18 protein-coding genes are annotated in these 16,727 nt (G+C 64.8%); 10 read left to right on the top strand and 8 right to left on the bottom strand.

What is annotated here, in order from left to right:
* Positions 1-9: 9 nt before the first annotated feature.
* Together OIT41_RS14375 and dapD are read right to left on the bottom strand one after the other, a co-directional pair.
* Positions 10-852, bottom strand: coding sequence for a hypothetical protein (locus OIT41_RS14375; RefSeq protein ID WP_241710011.1), 843 nt, complete (start codon positions 850-852; stop codon positions 10-12).
* Positions 853-863: 11 nt separating this feature from the next.
* A complete protein-coding gene (dapD, locus tag OIT41_RS14370; protein ID WP_241710010.1) occupies positions 864-1,889 on the bottom strand; it encodes a 2,3,4,5-tetrahydropyridine-2,6-dicarboxylate N-succinyltransferase in 1,026 nt (341 codons plus the stop codon).
* A gap of 86 nt (positions 1,890-1,975) precedes the next feature.
* Between dapD and dapE the strand changes: the two genes are divergently transcribed.
* The 5 genes from dapE (at position 1,976) to OIT41_RS14345 (ending at position 6,316) form a co-directional block, all read left to right on the top strand.
* Positions 1,976-3,100 carry a succinyl-diaminopimelate desuccinylase gene (gene dapE / locus OIT41_RS14365; protein ID WP_241710009.1) on the top strand — a complete coding sequence of 375 codons (1,125 nt, stop codon included), beginning with the start codon at positions 1,976-1,978 and terminating at the stop codon, positions 3,098-3,100.
* A gap of 369 nt (positions 3,101-3,469) precedes the next feature.
* A complete protein-coding gene (locus OIT41_RS14360; protein ID WP_241710039.1) occupies positions 3,470-4,270 on the top strand; it encodes a TIGR00730 family Rossman fold protein in 801 nt (266 codons plus the stop codon).
* A gap of 37 nt (positions 4,271-4,307) precedes the next feature.
* Positions 4,308-4,643, top strand: a complete 336-nt coding sequence (locus tag OIT41_RS14355) for a DivIVA domain-containing protein (RefSeq protein WP_078108309.1) — start codon at positions 4,308-4,310, stop codon at positions 4,641-4,643.
* Positions 4,640-5,917, top strand: a complete 1,278-nt coding sequence (locus OIT41_RS14350) for a hypothetical protein (protein ID WP_413542284.1) — start codon at positions 4,640-4,642, stop codon at positions 5,915-5,917. Before OIT41_RS14355 ends, OIT41_RS14350 begins: the two co-directional genes overlap by 4 nt.
* Positions 5,918-6,148: 231 nt before the next feature.
* Positions 6,149-6,316, top strand: coding sequence for a DUF3117 domain-containing protein (locus tag OIT41_RS14345; RefSeq protein ID WP_009357720.1), 168 nt, complete (start codon positions 6,149-6,151; stop codon positions 6,314-6,316).
* A 76-nt stretch (positions 6,317-6,392) separates the two neighbouring features.
* On the opposite strand, the gene OIT41_RS14340 is transcribed toward OIT41_RS14345, so the two are convergent.
* The gene (locus OIT41_RS14340) at positions 6,393-7,025 is read right to left on the bottom strand and encodes an O-methyltransferase (RefSeq protein WP_078108310.1); all 633 of its coding nucleotides are present in this window, start codon (positions 7,023-7,025) and stop codon (positions 6,393-6,395) included.
* Between the two features lie 258 nt (positions 7,026-7,283).
* On the opposite strand from OIT41_RS14340, the gene sigE reads away from it, so the two are divergent.
* Genes sigE through OIT41_RS14325 form a run of 3 tightly spaced genes read left to right on the top strand, consistent with a single transcriptional unit; the run spans position 7,284 to position 9,252 of the window.
* Positions 7,284-7,928: an RNA polymerase sigma factor SigE gene (gene sigE / locus OIT41_RS14335; protein ID WP_078108311.1), complete on the top strand. Its 645-nt coding sequence runs from the start codon at positions 7,284-7,286 to the stop codon at positions 7,926-7,928.
* Between the two features lie 36 nt (positions 7,929-7,964).
* Positions 7,965-8,846 carry a hypothetical protein gene (locus OIT41_RS14330; protein ID WP_241710008.1) on the top strand — a complete coding sequence of 294 codons (882 nt, stop codon included), beginning with the start codon at positions 7,965-7,967 and terminating at the stop codon, positions 8,844-8,846.
* 31 nt (positions 8,847-8,877) lie between these two features.
* Entirely contained in the window at positions 8,878-9,252 is a 375-nt protein-coding gene (locus OIT41_RS14325) for a twin-arginine translocase TatA/TatE family subunit (protein ID WP_241710007.1), read from the top strand.
* 3 nt (positions 9,253-9,255) lie between these two features.
* On the opposite strand, the gene OIT41_RS14320 is transcribed toward OIT41_RS14325, so the two are convergent.
* Genes OIT41_RS14320 through OIT41_RS14310 form a run of 3 tightly spaced genes read right to left on the bottom strand, consistent with a single transcriptional unit; the run spans position 9,256 to position 12,372 of the window.
* Positions 9,256-10,383, bottom strand: a complete 1,128-nt coding sequence (locus tag OIT41_RS14320) for an Mrp/NBP35 family ATP-binding protein (RefSeq protein WP_241710006.1) — start codon at positions 10,381-10,383, stop codon at positions 9,256-9,258.
* Positions 10,384-10,394: 11 nt separating this feature from the next.
* A complete protein-coding gene (locus OIT41_RS14315; protein ID WP_078108529.1) occupies positions 10,395-11,039 on the bottom strand; it encodes a DUF1003 domain-containing protein in 645 nt (214 codons plus the stop codon).
* Between the two features lie 49 nt (positions 11,040-11,088).
* Entirely contained in the window at positions 11,089-12,372 is a 1,284-nt protein-coding gene (locus OIT41_RS14310; protein ID WP_078108315.1) for a magnesium transporter MgtE N-terminal domain-containing protein, read from the bottom strand.
* Positions 12,373-12,448: 76 nt separating this feature from the next.
* Between OIT41_RS14310 and OIT41_RS14305 the strand changes: the two genes are divergently transcribed.
* Entirely contained in the window at positions 12,449-13,270 is an 822-nt protein-coding gene (locus OIT41_RS14305) for a general stress protein (RefSeq protein WP_171983539.1), read from the top strand.
* Between the two features lie 86 nt (positions 13,271-13,356).
* Here OIT41_RS14305 and OIT41_RS14300 read toward each other — a convergent pair whose 3' ends face one another.
* A complete protein-coding gene (locus tag OIT41_RS14300) occupies positions 13,357-14,940 on the bottom strand; it encodes an aminopeptidase P family protein (protein WP_264636666.1) in 1,584 nt (527 codons plus the stop codon).
* A gap of 80 nt (positions 14,941-15,020) precedes the next feature.
* Here OIT41_RS14300 and OIT41_RS14295 point away from each other — a divergent pair, with 80 nt between their 5' ends.
* Entirely contained in the window at positions 15,021-15,866 is an 846-nt protein-coding gene (locus tag OIT41_RS14295; protein ID WP_264636665.1) for a PHP domain-containing protein, read from the top strand.
* On the opposite strand, the gene OIT41_RS14290 is transcribed toward OIT41_RS14295, so the two are convergent.
* Complete coding sequence (locus OIT41_RS14290) at positions 15,863-16,726, bottom strand: DNA-methyltransferase (protein ID WP_078108318.1); 864 nt, start codon at positions 16,724-16,726, stop codon at positions 15,863-15,865. The two genes, OIT41_RS14295 and OIT41_RS14290, sit on opposite strands and share 4 nt — an antisense overlap.
* Position 16,727 lies beyond the last annotated feature (1 nt).

Below are 16,727 nucleotides of genomic sequence, written 5' to 3'. Positions count from 1 at the left end.
CCCTGAACATTACGTCTTCGGAGCCGAAACCGTGATGGTCACGGATCCCGATGCTGCCGCTGAATCCTGCCACCCTTTGTGGTCCTGCCGGTTCCAGCTGGCGCCCGCCACGTCAACCTGTGTCACGGAGAGGTCCTTGGCGTTCGCCACGGCCCACTGGGCCACCGCCCACGCCTGCGCTCCAGTGATGTTCAACTGGACCGTGCGGCCTTGGGCCACGGCCGGCAGGGAGCCGAACGCCGTCGTCATGGCTGCCGTAACGGCATTCGGATCACCGGCAGCGTCCGCGGCGCGGAGGGTGCAGTCCAGGGCCCTTTCGGAATGTCCGGTCAGCGCCGACGCGTAGGCCCTGCCCATCGCTTCCTGCTGCGCGTACGCCTGGGGGTACGCGGAATGCTGGACCGCTTGCGCCGCATCGGTGATCGCCATGGTTTCGTAGCCGGGCACCTTCACCAAGTGGTCATAGAAGGCGTTTGTCGCGTAGACGGGATCCATGACCTCGGCTTCGGTGCCCCACCCCTGGGACGGGCGCTGCTGGAAGAGCCCCCTCGAATCGGGGCCCACCTCGTCACCGTGGCCGATATTGCGAAGTTTGGATTCCTGCATTGCGGTGGCCACGGCGATTGTGGCCGCGCGCGGAGGCAGCCCCCGCTGAACCGCAATGGCCGTGATGAGGGCGGCGTTCGCCGCCTGGTCCGTCGCCAACTCGTAGGAATCCGAGCCGACGACGGCGACGCAGCGCTCCGTAACCAAGGTTTCGGAGCGCTGCAGTACAGTCACCACGGCATAGATGGCGCCGGCCACCAAGGCAAGCGCCAGCAACAGGATGATGGTGCGTCGGAGACGGCGCATCCAGGTATCAGCTAGTTGGCGTGGAGGGCTTCGTTGAGTTCCACCGTCTGGCCCTTGCGGGGGAGGACCTCGACTTCACCGGTGGTGGAGTTGCGGCGGAACAGCAGGTTCGGCACCCCGGAAAGCTCCACAGCCTTGATGATGCTGCTGGTGTCTTCGCCGTTGGCGTCCTTCGGGCCGGGGATACGCACCCGGGTTCCGGCAGTGACGTAAAGGCCGGCTTCAACCACGGAGTCGTCGCCGATGCTGATGCCCACACCGGAGTTGGCGCCCAGAAGCACGCGGTCACCCAGGGAAATCTTTTCCTTGCCGCCGCCGGAGAGGGTTCCCATGATGGAGGCTCCGCCACCGACGTCGGTGCCGTCACCGGCAACAACGCCTGCCGAGATGCGGCCTTCCACCATGGACGTCCCGAGGGTGCCGGCGTTGAAGTTCACGAAGCCCTCGTGCATGACCGTGGTGCCCTCTGAGAGGTAGGCGCCCAGGCGGACCCGGTCGGCGTCGGCGATCCTGACGCCGGTGGGGAGGACGTAGTCCACCATGCGGGGGAACTTGTCCACTCCGTAGACCGTGACGGCGCCGCGCTTGCGCAGCCGGGCACGGGTCAGTTCGAAGCCGTCCACGGCGGCGGGGCCGAAGTTGGTCCACACAACGTTGGGGAGCTTGCCGAAGATGCCGTCCAGGTTGATGCTGTTGGGCTTGACCAGCCGGTGCGAAAGCAAGTGCAGCCGGAGGTAGGCGTCAACGGTGTCTGCGGGGGCTTCGTCCAAGTTGATCTGGGCAAAGACCACTTTTTGCTCGGTCCGGCGGTCGGCGTCGTGGCTGTCGGCGGCGAGTGCGGTCAGCGACTCGTCGGCGTGCTCCACGGCCCGCAAGGATGCGGCAGCTTCGCCCAGTGCCGGCGCCGGAAACCATACGTCCAGCACTGTCGCTTCTCCGGCGTCGGAGGTGGCGATGGTGGCCAAGCCAAAGCCGTAGGCGGAGCGATCGTTGTCAGAAGCGCTATCGAGAGCGGCAGAGGCAGCGGTTTCAGTCATGGCGCAAGTCTATCGAGAGCCACTGCTTCCCTTGAAACCGTGCGTGGACCGAAGGGGTCGCAATTCGCTCGGGCTACAGTGGATAGGTGACCGTTGAAACTACTCCAATCCTTCTTGACATCAGGCAAGACGTTGCGCTTCTGACCGCCGCGCTGATGGACATCCACAGCGTGTCCGGCAACGAAGCCGCGCTTGCAGACGCCGTTGAATCCGCCCTCCGCACAATCCCTGGACTGCAGCTTGTGCGGGACGGGGACGCGATCATTGCCCGGACCGAGCTGGGACGCCCGGAGCGTGTGATCCTGGCCGGCCACCTCGATACCGTGCCCTTGCCCACCGTGGAGGGTTCGCTCGGCACCGTGCCGTCAACGTGGGAGTCCGGCGTCCCCGGGACGGGAAACCTCTACGGACGCGGAGCCACGGACATGAAGGGCGGGGTCGCGGTTCAGCTTGCGCTGGCCGCAACCATGTTCGACGGCGGCGCCGAGCCCGGCAAGGATGTCACCTTTGTTTTCTACGACCACGAGGAAGTCGAAGCGGTCAAGAGCGGCCTTGGCCGCTTGGTACGGAACCACGGCCATCTCCTGGAGGGGGACTTCGCGATTCTCCTCGAACCCACCGACGGCACAGTGGAAGGCGGGTGCAACGGCACCAGCCGTTTCGAAGCCACCACGGTCGGGGAAACGGCGCATTCCGCGCGGGCATGGATGGGCAGCAATGCCATCCACGCTGCCGCGCCCATCTTGACCCGCTTGGCGGCCTACGAACCACGCACCGTCAACGTGGACGGACTGGATTACCGGGAAAGCCTCAATGCCGTGAAGATCAACGGCGGCACCGCGGGAAACGTGATCCCGGACCGCTGCGTCGTGGAGATCAACTACCGCTTCGCGCCGGACAAGACCCCGGACCAGGCCGAAGCCCATGTCCGTGAATTGTTGGAGGGCTTCGACGTGGTCCGCACCGATGCCGCCGCCGGAGCGCGGCCCGGCCTCAACCACCCGGCTGCGGCGTCCTTCGTTGCCGCCGTCGGGGCCGAGCCCAAACCCAAATACGGTTGGACCGACGTCGCCCGCTTCAGCGAACTGGGCGTTCCCGCGGTCAACTTCGGGCCGGGCGATCCGCTTCTGGCGCACAAGGACAACGAACACGTCGACGCCGATGCCATCCGTGAGTGCCTCCGCGCGCTCAGGTCGTGGCTGGCTGACTAGGTCGGGCGCCCTCACTTTTGCTTGAGATCGCGGGTGTGGCCCGTGGGCTTGGTTCTGGAACCAAGCCCACGGGCCACACCCACGTTTGCGGGAAGTTGGCTGCTGGACCAACGGGAAGGTGAACAAGTGCCACTTCTTCGCATCGAACGGCCCGCTCTGGGCGAAGCGAAGAACGATGAATCCGACGATGGCGAGAATGACCAGGGCAGGACGCGAGGCCGAGAATCCGATAGCGTGCGCGGGCCTTAGTTTGCAACACCGCAATCAACAGGGCCGCGCCGGAACGGCAGCAGCCGGCATCCGCGCTAGCCTAGGTCAATGAGTACGAGCCAGCCCCAAGTTCCTAGTCCAGACGCCAATGGCAAGGCGATGAGCAACGGATCGGCACCGTCAGTCCCCGCCGTTGCCCCGGAGCCGCCAGCAAAGCACAAAGGACCTTTGGAGCTTCGGCGGAAACAGGCCACCATGCCGATGTCGGACCAGCGACTCCTGGACACCAGAGGCGCGGACCACTTCATTCACACCGACCCATGGCGGGTCCTGCGGATCCAGAGCGAGTTCGTCGAAGGATTCGGTGCTCTCGCTGAGCTTGGCCCCGCTGTCAGTGTCTTTGGGTCGGCCCGCACCAAGCCGGGCACCAGCTATTACGATATGGGCGTGCAGGTCGGCCGCCATCTCGCCGAAGCCGGCGTCGCCGTCATCACCGGGGGTGGCCCGGGATCGATGGAAGCGGCTAACAGGGGAGCGGTCGAAGGCAACGGCGTCTCCGTTGGACTGGGAATCGAACTGCCCTTCGAACAAGGCCTCAACCGGTGGGTGGACCTTGGTATCAACTTCAGGTACTTCTTCGCCCGGAAGACCATGTTCGTCAAGTACGCGCAAGGGTTCATCGTGCTGCCGGGCGGACTGGGAACCCTCGACGAATTGTTCGAGGCCATGGTTCTGGTGCAGACCCGCAAGGTGACATCATTCCCGATCGTCCTTCTGGGGGTCGATTTCTGGAGCCCGATGATCGAATGGATCAAGGGAACCCTGGTGGCCGAAGGCATGGTTTCCGCAAAGGACCTGGACCTCATCCAGCTTGTGGACGATCCCGCGGACGCGGTTCACCGCGTGCTGCACGGTATCCCGCGCCCGCCCTCGACTAACGGCGACCAGCGCCCGGAGTAGCGTTGCCGGCACGGAGCTCTCAGCTGAGTCTGGCACGATGGTTGTTGTGAGCTTTTTTCTGGTCTTCCTCGCGATTGTCGTTATCGGTGCCGTCTTGTTCCTCGGCGCCGGCATGGCGAGATCCAGCCGCGACTCCGGCGCCGGCTTGGATGAACCTGTCCCGAACCTGCCGCCGGTCCTGTTGCCGGCCGGAGCCAAGGCGTCCGACGTCGACCGCGTCCGTTTCGCCCTGGGCCTGCGGGGCTACCGCATGGACCAGGTGGATGAGGTGCTCGATGAGCTGAGGGATCAGCTGACGTCCCAGGAGAGGGAAATCGAACGACTGAAACTGGCCCTTGAAGCAGCCGGGGACCAGGAAGAACCACAGGAGTGACCCGGCCAGTCGAAGTGGGGACTCCTAACGGATCCCTGGCCCGAAGGCTGCGCCTTGCCGGAGCCCGGGCCGTCGCCTGGCCGTGGTGGGTCCAGGTCGCCCTCGTCTACATCGCGTCGAGGCTTGTCAGCGCTTGCATCTTCATGGCTGCGGCATTGCAGCAAGGTGTCAATCCGTGGTTCCCGCCGGCGCCCGACTACTGGAATTTCATCACGATCTGGGATGGGCGCTGGTACGCCGAAGCCGCGAACAACGGGTATCCGTCTGAATTGCCGCTCAATGCGAACGGCGGCGTCGCGGAAAATTCCTGGGCGTTCTATCCCCTTTTTCCCTACCTTGCCAGGGCCCTCGGTGCCTTCACCGGACTGGCGGCGCTGCCTGCCCTGACAGTCATTGCCGTGGTGGCCGGGCTGGGCGCGGCCCTGGTGGCCTACAAACTGTTCCGGGAATACGCCGGGCGCACCACGGCGCTCTGGGCTGTGACCTTCTTCTCGATGTTCCCGGTCTCGGCCATCCTGCAGGTCCCCTATGCCGAGTCCCTCAACACCCTCTTGCTGGCGGGTTCACTTCTGCTTATGGTGCGCCGCAAATACCTGGCTGCGATCCCGGTGGTCTTGCTCATGTGCCTGTCGCGGCCCACCGGCGTGCCCTTCGCGGCCATGGCGGGCCTGCTCCTGCTCCACCATTTGTGGAAGAGGTTTGGACGCCGCCCCGGCGCGGGGTCCGTTCAAGGAACCATGCCCGCGGCCGCCATTCCCACGTCCAGGGAACTTGGATCGCTGGCGGCACTTGTAGTCGTCAGCGTGGCAGGGGCCCTCGCGTGGCCGGCCATTGCCTGGGCGGTCACGGGCGATCCCCTGGCCTACACCAAGACTGAAACGGTTTGGCGCGGGGACGACCTCGTTCCGTTCAAGCCATGGTTCGAGACCAGTCAACTGCTCTTCGGACCAGTACTCGGTATCCTGGCGCCGTTTGTCTTCGCGGGGCTCTTTGCCTTGCTGATGATAAGCAAACCCGTCCGGGCGCTCGGCGCCGAGCTGAGACTGTGGTGCACGTGCTACATGGGCTACCTCCTGGTCTTCCTGCACCCCCAGACGAGTACGTTCCGGATGCTCTTGCCTTTGTTCCCCTTGGCGCTCAGCGCGGCCTGGTTCTCCCGTTCGAAGGCCTACCGCGGCACCGTGGTGGTCATGTTCTTCCTCCTCCAGATCGTGTGGATCGTCTGGCTGTGGGCGTGGGCCCCGCTGCCGGGCGGCGGCGACTACCCGCCGTGATGCCGCGCCGGTCTTTCCCCTGTTCAAGCGCGATCACGGCCCGCCGGGAAAAGTCCATCAATTAGCTACGGGCGGGTAATTACGAGATAATGGACACAAGCAAGGACAAAAGCACTCTCGGGTGCTCGGCGACGACGACTGAACTGCCATGAATGTCGGCGCCGTATATTCCACGCGGAGCCAGCCCGGCCGGGTTGGCGGGATTTGGGACAACTGGAGGGGATTTTCCTAATGGCGGCTATGAAACCACGTACTGGCGACGGCCCTATGGAAGTAACCAAAGAGGGCCGCAGCCTGATCATGCGTGTGCCGCTCGAAGGCGGAGGACGGCTGGTGGTCGAGCTCAACGCAGCAGAGGCGGCGAACCTCAAGGAATGCCTCGTAGGCGTTACCGAATAGATTCACTGGGCAGGGCCCGGCATAAGAGCCGGCGCCCTGCTTTCATGTTTAATCCTGAACAGCGAACGGCGCCCTGCTACTTCTTGACTGCGACCAGCAAGCCGTCACCTGTCGGAAGCATCGCCGAGGAGAGCCGTTCGTCGTCGCGGATGGCTTTGCCGATCTGGCGAAGCACCACGGTGGTGCTGTCCCGGGCAGCCGGGTTGGAAACCTTGTCCTTGTCCAGCGCGTCGTTGATCACCAGGGTCCCGCCCGACTTCAAGAGCCGGATTGCTTGCTCGACGTAACCGGGAAAATTGGGTTTGTCCGCATCGATGAACACGAGGTCGTACGCGGAGTCGGTCAGGCGCGGCAGGACGTCGGCGGCACGGCCGGAGATGGTCCGGGTCCGGTTCGCGGGACTGCCGGATTCCAGGAACGCCTCGCGGGCGGCCTTGAGGTGCTCGACGTCGACGTCGATAGTGGTCAGGACAGCCTGCGGGCTGAGGCCGCGCAACAGGCACACGCCTGAGACGCCTGCCCCGGATCCGACCTCTACAACGGTCTGCGCCTTCGAGGCCGCGGCGAGGACGGTCAGGACTGCGCCAACTCCGGGGCTGACCGGGGTAACGCCCAAATCGTAGGAGCGTTCACGGGCGCGAAGCAACACGTCGTCCTCGGCAGGCAGATCTTCTGCATAGGACCAGCTGGTTGACTTGTCGGCACTCATGGGGGTTCGCTTTCCAGGCAGAGGGGTATTGCTTCCAGACTACTGGCTACGCGCCGCCCAGCCCGGACGCCCGCGGCCCGCAATTCTGTGTCTTCGGGGCGCCTTCTGGTCATTGTTCGCTCTGCGGGAAAAGCATGCCGGTGATCAGCAAAATCCCAGCCAACACTGGGATGATATATATCCAGCCATCCAAGCGAGGGCTGGCAACGAACTCCTGAGTGACCGGCAGGATGACAAACAGTTTGAGGGGAGCGGACGATGCGGGCATCAAGTGCTGCGCCAGTCCAGACAACGGCAGCAGTCCTGGGTTCCACCGACACGGCCCCGCCAGCCGAGGAGTGGGTCAGGCCCAGCTGGGAGGAAGTGGTGGAGAACCACTCCGCCAAGGTCTTCCGCCTTGCCTATCGGCTCACTGGAAACAAGTTCGACGCCGAGGACCTCACCCAGGAAGTCTTCGTCAGGGTGTTCCGTTCGCTCGAAAACTTCAAGCCAGGCACCCTGGACGGCTGGCTGCACCGCATCACTACCAACCTCTTCCTCGACCAGGCCCGTCGGAAGAGCCGCATTCGCTTCGATGCCCTGGCCGAAGACGCCGAATCCCGGCTGCCCGGGCGTGAACCGGGTCCCGAGCAGAGCTTCGAGCTGAACAATCTCGACCTGGACGTCCAGCGCGCCCTGGAAGAACTCCCGCCGGACTTCCGCGCCGCCGTCGTTCTTTGCGATCTTGAAGGCCTGTCCTACGACGAGGTTGCCGAAGCGCTCGACGTGAAGCTGGGGACCGTCAGGTCCCGCATCCACCGCGGACGCACGATGCTCCGTGAAAAACTCGCACATCGGGATCCACGGCCGGTCCAGGCCCGCAAGCCGCGGCTCAAGATGCCCCGCATCGCCGGCCTCCTTTAGTCGCCGATGGGTCTGCTGAAAGGACGACGCGGCAGCTTGGCTCGGGGAACTATCCGGCACAGCCGCGCCCCCGGCCATCTGCAGGAATGCTCTGAATGCCATGCCGCGGTCCTGCGCGAACGCCAGTACCTCGAACGGCTCCGCCGTGCGTCCGTTCCCGAAGCGAGCGAGGATTTCACCAACCGGCTGATCGAACACACACGGCGGTTGGCGCAATCCGATGCTCCTGAGCGTCCTGCTCCGCAGCGGAGCGTGTGGCACGGTATCCGGCTTGCCAGCGCCGCGGCGGGCGGACTCGCCGTGAGCGCCGGAATCCTGGCGGTTGCAGCCTACGCGCTTGGCGGTGAAGTTGCGCCGCAGGCATCCAACCGCGGAGAACAGGAAGTCCGGACCCTTGTCAGCTCAACCGTGCCCGGAAGCGCGGGAGAGGAGCTCCCCGTGACGGGTTCGCAGCTGAGTCTGCCCGTCAGCGTGGCAGGAACGGTGAGCCTGGACGAGCAGCAATTGTCCGAACTGCGGAAAGACGGCTGGGCATGTCCCGAAATGGCCGGCATGGGATACCACATGGTTTCCGCCCGGGCCCTGATGCAGGACGGACACCCCGCCGTTGAGCTGCGCCTCAGCGACGGTGACCACCACGCCACCCTGGTGGAGCAGCACTTGGAGGGAAGCGGCGCTTCGGGGACCCAACTGTCGATCGCCCAGGGCGCCCCGTGGCAGGCCGTCTACTCCTCGCCGGTAGCCGTGCTGCGTTACTCGTCCGACATGCCTGCCAACCAGGCTGCGGGAGCCGTTCCGGAGCTTGTGAAGGCTGGAGACTCCCTCATGGTTGCCCGGCCGGCCGAAAACAGCGCAGAGACCTGGAACGAACGGTTGCAGCGGGGTCTCCATGCCCTCGCGGGCCTCGCAGGTTTCTGAGCGGACCAACGGACAAGGTAACCTTCGATACGTGTTTGGAATCAATGGCTCGGAGTTCGTCGTCCTGCTGATCATCGGCGTCATCGTGATCGGCCCCAGCCGTTTGCCTGAATACACGCGGAAGTTGACGAATCTGGTCAAGGAACTGCGGCGCATGGCGTCCGGGGCCCGTGAGCAGATCAAGGAAGAAGTCGGCATCGACATAGATGACGTCGACTGGAAGAAGTATGACCCGCGCCAGTACGATCCGCGCAGGATCATCAAGGAAGCACTGCTCGACGACGACACGAAGCCTGTCAGCGACGGTGCGCCTGTCGCTGTGGACACCGTGGCGAAAGCACCCGAGCGGGTTGTCGAACGGCTTTCCGTCGGCGAAAAGGCGCCTTTCGACGCCGAGGCCACCTAGAAGCTATTTCGGCTGGATCCCGAGGGACATTCCGGCCAGGCCGCGCGGCTTGGCGTTGAGCTTGCCCGCGATGCCCTGAAGCGCCTGCGCGGCAGCCGTCTCCGGGGCCGCCAACACCACCGGGCGGCCCGCGTCCCCGCCTTCGCGCAGACGGATGTCCAAGGGGATCTGTCCCAACAGCGGGACGTCGCTTCCGACGGCGGCACTCAGCCGCTCAGCCAGCACCGGCCCGCCGCCGCTTCCGAACAATTCCATCCTGCCGCCGTCGGGCAGCTCCAGGAAGGACATGTTCTCCACGACGCCGGCAAGCTTCTGGCCCGTCTGCGTTGCGATGGTTCCGGCTCTTTCGGCAACATCCGCCGCAGCCGCCTGCGGGGTGGTCACCACGAGGATTTCGGCGTTGGGAAGCAACTGCGCCACGGAGATAGCGATGTCGCCCGTGCCCGGCGGAAGATCCAGGAACAAGGCATCCAGATCGCCGAAATACACGTCCGTGAGGAATTGCTCCAAGGCACGGTGCAGCATCGGCCCGCGCCAAGCGACTGCCTTGTTCCCGGAAACAAACATGCCGATCGAGATCACCTTCACGCCGAAGGCCACGGGCGGGAGGATCATGTCGTCCACGCGCGTGGGCTGCTGCGTGATTCCCATGAGGGCCGGGACGGAGAAGCCGTGGACATCGGCGTCGACGATTCCCACGCGCAGCCCCTGCGCCGCAAGGGCGCAGGCAAGGTTGACCGTCACCGAGGACTTCCCCACACCGCCCTTGCCGCTCGCGACGGCGAACACCTTCGTCAGGGAGCCAGGTTCGTTGAAGGGGATTCCGCGTTGACCGCCAGCGCCGCGCAGACGTTCCTTGAGTGCGTCTCGTTGCGGCTGCGTCATGACCTTGAGTTCGACGTCGACGCCCGTCACTCCCGCAACCCGGCCAAGGGCAGCGGTGGCGTCGGCCGTGATGGTTTCGCGCAGGGGGCAGCCGGCGATAGTCAGCAGCACCACAACCCGGACGGTTCCGTCCGGACTGGCCTCTACCGACTCCAGCATCCCCAATTCAGTAATGGGACGGCGGAGTTCGGGATCGATGACGGTTGCCAAGGCAGCGTTGAGGTCCTCGACAGAAGGTGTGCTCATGGAGTGGATGTTCAGCTTTCGGGCTGGTCGGGAGGACCTGAGTGCCTGGCCGGCGAGGTGCCGACGGACGAGAGGTCGGGTTCGGTCTGGTCAGCGCTGGAATGCGCCGGGTGGATCTTGGGGATCTGCTGCGTCCTGGGATTGCGCTGCTTGTCGCGCTTTTCCTTGATCTTGTCCTTGGCCTTCTCGCTCCGGTTCGAGCCGGCGGGATCGTCCGTACGCATCTCGTCCTGCGCTTCGAGCAGATCCGACAGCAGCGAGCGGAGTTCGGCACGCACGTAGTCCCTGGTAGCGACCTCGCGCAGGGCGATGCGAAGGGCGGCGACCTCACGGGTCAGGTATTCGGTATCAGCCAGGTTGCGCTCGTCCCGGGCGCGGTCCTGCTCGATTGTCACGCGGTCCCTGTCGTCCTGGCGGTTCTGGGCCAACAGGATCAAGGGCGCCGCGTACGAGGCCTGCGTGGAGAAGAAAAGATTGAGGAGGATGAACGGATAGGGATCCCATTGGAATCCAAACAAGCCAATAACGTTGAACGCGATCCAGATGACCACGAAGATCGTCATGTAGAACAGGAAGTTCGCCGTACCCATGTAGCGGGCGAAGCGCTCGGCAAACCGGCCGAAGGCATCAGGATCGCTGCCGAAGTTCGGCAGCATGCGGGAGCGCAGCTCGAGCGGGGTGTCCAGTCCTCCGGTGGTGGGCTTCTCAGCCAATTCGGCCTCCTAGTTTCCTGATCGGGGCTCCGTCTTCATGGGTTCGCCAGTCGTCCGGGAGCAAATGGTCCAAGAGGTCATCAACAGTCACCGCCCCCACCAGGCGGCCGGCGCTGTTCACGACCGGGAGGGAGTTGAGGTTGTAGGAGGCCATGGTGTGGCTGACCTCGCTGACGCTGGCATGATCGGAAACCGGCTCAAGGTTCTTGTCCACGATGCTGCCCAGCTGCTCGGGCGGGGCGCTGCGGAGCAATTGCTGGATATGCACGACGCCGAGGAACCGTCCCGTGGGTGTCTCCAGCGGCGGCCGGCAGATAAAGATGGCCGAAGCCAAGGCGGGGGAGAGCTCTTCGCTGCGCACATGGGCCAGCGCTTCAGCGACCGTGGCTTCCGGTGGCAGGATCACGGGCACCGGGGTCATGAGGCCGCCGGCAGTGTCTTCGTCATACTGCAGGAGCCTGCGGACGTCGTCGGCCTCGTCGGGCTCCATCAGGAGCAGCAGTTCCTCGGCCTTCGCGGAAGGCAAGTCCGCCAACAGGTCCGCGGCGTCGTCCGGGTCCATTTCTTCCAGCACGTCGGCTGCGCGTTCGTTGTCCAAGGCGGACAAGAGCGTGACCTGGTCTTCTTCGGGCAATTCCTGGAGCACGTCGGCGAGGCGTTCGTCCTGCAACTCGCTGGCCACTTCGATCCGTCGCTTGTCCGACATTTCCTGGAGTGCATCGGCGAAGTCGGCCGGCTTGAGGTCCTCGTGGGTGGCAACGAACTGGCTGGCACCCTGGGGATCGTTCTCGGAGCCCTGCAGGGTCTCCGACCAGTCCACCAGGAGGGTGTGGCCGCGGCGCAGCCCCCGAAGCCTGGAGGTAGACGTGCCGCGTCGAACGAAAAGCTTGGAGACCAGCCAGTCGCCGTTGCGCTGCTGGTCCATGGCGATGTCTTCGATGATGGCGTCGCCGCTGCCGTCCTTGAGCGTCACCTTGCGGTCAAAGAGCTCGCCGACGACCAACTGCTCGGCACCGCGTTGCTGGAAGCGCCGGAGATTGACCAAGCCTGTACAGATGATCTGGGCCTGGTCCATCGACGTCAGCCTGGTCATGGGAACGAAGACGCGCTTCTTGCCCGGAACCTCGACGACGATACCCACTGCGTGCGGGGCCCCGCGCAAGCCGCGTGAAAGCACCACGACATCGCGCAGCCGGCCCAGGCGATCACCCAGGGGGTCGAAAACGTCGAGGCCGAGCAAGCGCGCAACAAAGATGCGTGAAGGATTTGTGCTCACCCTTACAGGCTACCGAGTCTGCTCTCTTTTAGCTGAATTTCAGCCGGTTCACATGTGTATGGGACAGAATGGGGGTATGGCGAACATTTTCGGTGCCCCCAAGGCCACGGAGGAATCCCGCAGCGTCCCCAAGGGCGACACCGTGGGCTCTTACACTTCCTATCTCGATGCCCAGAAGGCGGTGGATTATCTAGCCGACCAGCAGTTCCCCGTCCAGCATGTCTCCATTGTCGGAAACGACCTCAAAATGGTGGAGCGGGTCACGGGACGGCTCAGTTACCCGCGCGTCGCTTTGTCCGGCGCCCTGAGCGGTATGTGGTTCGGCCTGTTCGTGGGCGTCATGCTTTCGTTCTTCACGCCTGCCGGCGGACCTTTCTCGATTGTGACGTCGGTGCTGATGGGCGCGGCGTTCTTCATGCTCTTCGGGATCGTCACCTACGCCGCGCAGCGTGGAAAGCGGGACTTCACCTCCACCAGCCAGGTAGTGGCGACGAACTATGACGTCATTGTCGCGCTAGAGGCATCTAACGAAGCCCGACGTCTCCTTCACCAATTGCCGATGAATCCTTCCGAGGCGGCTGTCGGCCGGCCTCCTCAGGCGTACACGCCGCAGGACTACCGGAACCCTCCTGTCCATCCAAGCGCACCCCAGGGCCCTGGGCCGGAACGCCCGGCGTCCTGGCAGGACCCCTACGGCCAGCGTGGGCCCGAAGCCGGACAGGGAACGGCGGGCGAGCCAGCCCAGCCCGTCGCAGACGCCCCGGTCGCGGCCGCGCGGCCAACAGCCGGCGTTCGCTACCCGGATCTTCCCGACGGCCGGCCTCAGTACGGTGTACGGGTGAACGAACCCGGAAACGGCGAGCACGCTGCCAACGGCGAGGATGCGGCCAAGCAGTAAAAAGTTCCTAGCGCCAAGGGGCAGCAAAAGAGGAGGGCTACCGGATCGATATCCGGTAGCCCTCCTCTCGCGTTTTGCCTCAGTGGTTACGCTTCGGCGTCCTGGTAGATGCCCGCCATCCAGGACTCGACGTCGTCGGCCTTGCGGGGGAGGGCGGCGCTGAGGTTGACGGGACCGTCTGCCGTCATCAGGATGTCGTCCTCGATCCGGACGCCGATTCCACGGTATTCCTCCGGAATGGCGAGGTCTTCGTTCTTGAAGTAGAGCCCGGGTTCGATGGTGAACACCATGCCCTCGGTGAGCACGCCGTCCAGGTAGAGATCGCGCTTGGCCTGGGCACAGTCGTGGACGTCCAGGCCTAGGTGGTGGCTGGTACCGTGCGGCATCCAGCGGCGGTGTTGCTGGCCTTCGTTGCTGATGGCTTCCTCGACGGAGACGGGCAGCAGGCCCCACTCGGCAAGGCGTTCTGCGAGGACCGTGGTGGCGGCCGTGTGGATGTCGCGGAACTTCACGCCCGGCTGGGCTGCGGCGAATCCGGCGTCGGCAGCGTCAAGAACGGCTTCATAGACCTTGCGTTGGACATCCGAGAACTTCCCATTGGCCGGAATGGTGCGGGTGACGTCGGCTGTGTAGAGCGAGTCTGCCTCCACGCCGGCATCCAGCAGCACGAGTTCCCCGGCGTTGACCTTGCCCGTGTTCCGGGTCCAGTGCAGCACCGTGGCGTTGTTTCCGGCGGCCGCGATGGTGTCGTAGCCGAGCTCGTTCCCTTCCTCACGGGCACGCGCGAAGAAGGCGCCTTCGATGACGCGTTCGCCGCGGTGGTGGGTCATGGCGCGGGGGAGGGCGCGGACGACGTCGGCGAAGCCTTCCACCGTCGCAGCGACGGCGGCCTTCATCTGGTCGATTTCCCACTCGTCCTTGAGCAAGCGCAACTCGGAGAGCGCCTCGCTGAGCAGTTCGTCCAGTGCATCGAGCTCGCCGAGGTCCAGGTTCTCCGGATCCTTGGCCGTGTTGTAGCGGGCGGTGTCCACGAGGGCATCGATGTTCTCGTCTACTTTGCGGACCAGGCGGATGGCGATGCCGCCGATTTCGGGGGCACCCACGTTCTTGGTGATGGCCATCTCGAGTTCGTCGAGATGCGCCGTCCTGAGTCCGAGGCGCCCTTCGAATTCGGCGAGCGTCGGACGGGCGCCGATCCAGAACTCACCGGAACGCGAGTCGGCGTAGAACTGTTCCGTGTCGCGGCCGGCCAGCGGACGGAAGTAAAGCGTCGCGAGGTGGTTGCCGCCGTCGTCGCCGGTTCCTTCCTCGACAGGTTCCAGGACCAGCACGGCGTCGGGCTCGTGGTCCAGGCCCAGGCCCGTGAGGTGGGCGAAACCGGAGTGGGGGCGGAAACGGTAGTCGGTATCGTTGGAGCGGACCTTGAGCGGGCCGGCCGGTACGACGAGGCGCAGGCCCGCGAACTTGCCGGAGATCGCCCGACGACGCGTGGCGGCGTGGTCTGCGACGGCGTCACGCGCAGGGGTCACCTGCGGCGCGGGCGCCCAATTGCCGGCCATGAACGCCTTGAAGGCATCGGATGTGGGCCGCTGGGAGCGGTTGTTGACGCGCTCCTCCAAGGGCTGGGAGGCTGTGGTTTCACCGTTTTGGGTGTTATCTGCATCGTTCACCGTCCAATCGTCCCATCAAGGCCGATACTAGGCCAGCGGCGCGACGGTCCAAGCCGTCCGTAATCAAATACGCTTGGAAAGTGAAGATCGACCTGCATGCGCACTCCAATGTTTCCGACGGGACCGAGGCTCCCGCGGGAGTGATCGCTTCCGCGTCTGCTGCGGGTCTGGATGTGGTGGCCCTGACCGACCACGACTCCACTGACGGATGGGAGCAGGCCTCCGTCGCGGCCCTCGAATTCGGGGTGGCTTTCGTGCCGGGGATGGAGATCTCGTGCCGCACCCGGGAGGGGATCAGCGTCCATCTGCTCAGCTACCTCCACGATCCCGCACACCCCGGCCTGCTCGAGGAAATCACCAAGGCGAAAGACGCGAGGCTCACCCGCGCCAAGCGGATGGTCACGCTCCTGGCGGAGGACTACCCCTTGAGCTGGGACGATGTCATCCACCATGTGGCTCCGGGTGCGACCGTGGGCCGGCCCCACATTGCAGACGCCCTCGTGGCGGCCGGTGCCGTGGCGAGCCGCTCCGAGGCGTTCACCGCGATCCTGACTTCGCACTCGCGCTACTTCGTGCAGCACTACGCACCGGACCCGGCGCTCGCCGTCGAGCTCGTCCGGGCGGCGGGCGGAGTTCCCGTCTTCGCACATCCGGTGGCCTCGGCCCGCGGCCGGGTGGTCGGGGATCGGACGTACCGGGAAATGATCGACGCCGGCCTCCTGGGGCTGGAAGTGGAGCACCGAGACAATCCCGAGGAAGGCCGCGTGTTCCTGCGGCGCCTGGCCGCTGAACACGGCTTGTTCATGACCGGTTCGTCCGACTACCACGGAACCGGCAAACCCAATCTGCTCGGCGAGAACCTGACGTCCCCCGACGTCCTGGCCCGCATCGAGGAGTTGGGCACGGGCAGTTCGGTGGTCCGTTAGACGGGGTGGAAGGTGGCCTTGCCGTCCAGGCGTTTCCGCATCACGTCGATAGCCGGGGCATTCTGGTCCACGCACACGAACCTGCGCTCGAGCTTCGACGCGACCGAGCCGAGCGTGCCTGAGCCGGCGAAGAAATCGAGGCACCAGTCTCCTGGCCGGCTGGACGCCGTGACGATCCTCCGGACGAGGCCTTCCGGCTTTTGCGTCGGGTAGCCGGTCTTTTCCTTGCCGGTCGGGGAAACGATGGTGTGCCACCAAACGTCCGTGGGAAGCTTCCCCAGTTCGCGCTTGGCCGGCGTCACGAGGCCCGGCGCCATGTACGGCTCACGGTCCACCTCGGCGTTGTCGAAATGGTACTTGGCGGGGTTCTTGACGTACACGAGGATGTTGTCGTGCTTGGTGGGCCAGCGGTTCTTGGCGCGTGCACCATAGTCGTAGGCCCAGATGATCTCGTTCAGGAAACACTCCCGGCCGAAGATCGAGTCCAGCATGACCTTGGCGTAGTGCACCTCGCGGTAGTCGAGATGCAGGTACAGGGTGCCGTCGTCGGCGAGCAGTCGCCAGGCTTCCACGAGCCGGGGTTCCAGGAAGGACCAGTAGTCGCTGAACGCGTCGTCGTAGCGGTGCAGGGCGCCCTTGATGGTGTCATAGGAACGGCCCTTGAAACCTACGCGGTCGCCGTCGCCGTCGGCGTTGCGGACCATGCGCGTTTCCTGGCGGCTCTGGACCCGGCCCGTATTGAAGGGCGGGTCCACGTAAATCAGTGTGAAGGCGCCGTCCGGCAGCGTCGGGAGGAAAACCGCGTTGTCCGCGTGAACCACCAAGTTGCTACCGTCCGGCGCCCAAACAGTGTCAGTCATT

The organism is Arthrobacter sp. YA7-1, from assembly GCF_025960325.1.
In the GTDB taxonomy this organism is placed as follows: domain Bacteria; phylum Actinomycetota; class Actinomycetes; order Actinomycetales; family Micrococcaceae; genus Arthrobacter; species Arthrobacter bambusae_A.
This window is presented reverse-complemented; position numbering and strand designations above follow the sequence as displayed.

What these genes read in the sequence shown, in the direction of transcription:
- OIT41_RS14305 (WP_171983539.1), top strand. Translation starts at nt 12,449, where the DNA reads ATGGCGAACATTTTCGGTGCCCCCAAGGCCACGGAGGAATCCCGCAGC.
- OIT41_RS14355 (WP_078108309.1), top strand. Translation starts at nt 4,308, where the DNA reads ATGGTTGTTGTGAGCTTTTTTCTGGTCTTCCTCGCGATTGTCGTTATC.
- OIT41_RS14340 (WP_078108310.1), bottom strand. Translation starts at nt 7,025, where the DNA reads ATGAGTGCCGACAAGTCAACCAGCTGGTCCTATGCAGAAGATCTGCCT.
- OIT41_RS14320 (WP_241710006.1), bottom strand. Translation starts at nt 10,383, where the DNA reads ATGAGCACACCTTCTGTCGAGGACCTCAACGCTGCCTTGGCAACCGTC.
- OIT41_RS14315 (WP_078108529.1), bottom strand. Translation starts at nt 11,039, where the DNA reads ATGCTGCCGAACTTCGGCAGCGATCCTGATGCCTTCGGCCGGTTTGCC.
- OIT41_RS14290 (WP_078108318.1), bottom strand. Translation starts at nt 16,726, where the DNA reads ATGACTGACACTGTTTGGGCGCCGGACGGTAGCAACTTGGTGGTTCAC.
- OIT41_RS14375 (WP_241710011.1), bottom strand. Translation starts at nt 852, where the DNA reads ATGCGCCGTCTCCGACGCACCATCATCCTGTTGCTGGCGCTTGCCTTG.
- OIT41_RS14360 (WP_241710039.1), top strand. Translation starts at nt 3,470, where the DNA reads ATGAGCAACGGATCGGCACCGTCAGTCCCCGCCGTTGCCCCGGAGCCG.
- OIT41_RS14345 (WP_009357720.1), top strand. Translation starts at nt 6,149, where the DNA reads ATGGCGGCTATGAAACCACGTACTGGCGACGGCCCTATGGAAGTAACC.
- dapD (WP_241710010.1), bottom strand. Translation starts at nt 1,889, where the DNA reads ATGACTGAAACCGCTGCCTCTGCCGCTCTCGATAGCGCTTCTGACAAC.
- sigE (WP_078108311.1), top strand. Translation starts at nt 7,284, where the DNA reads ATGCGGGCATCAAGTGCTGCGCCAGTCCAGACAACGGCAGCAGTCCTG.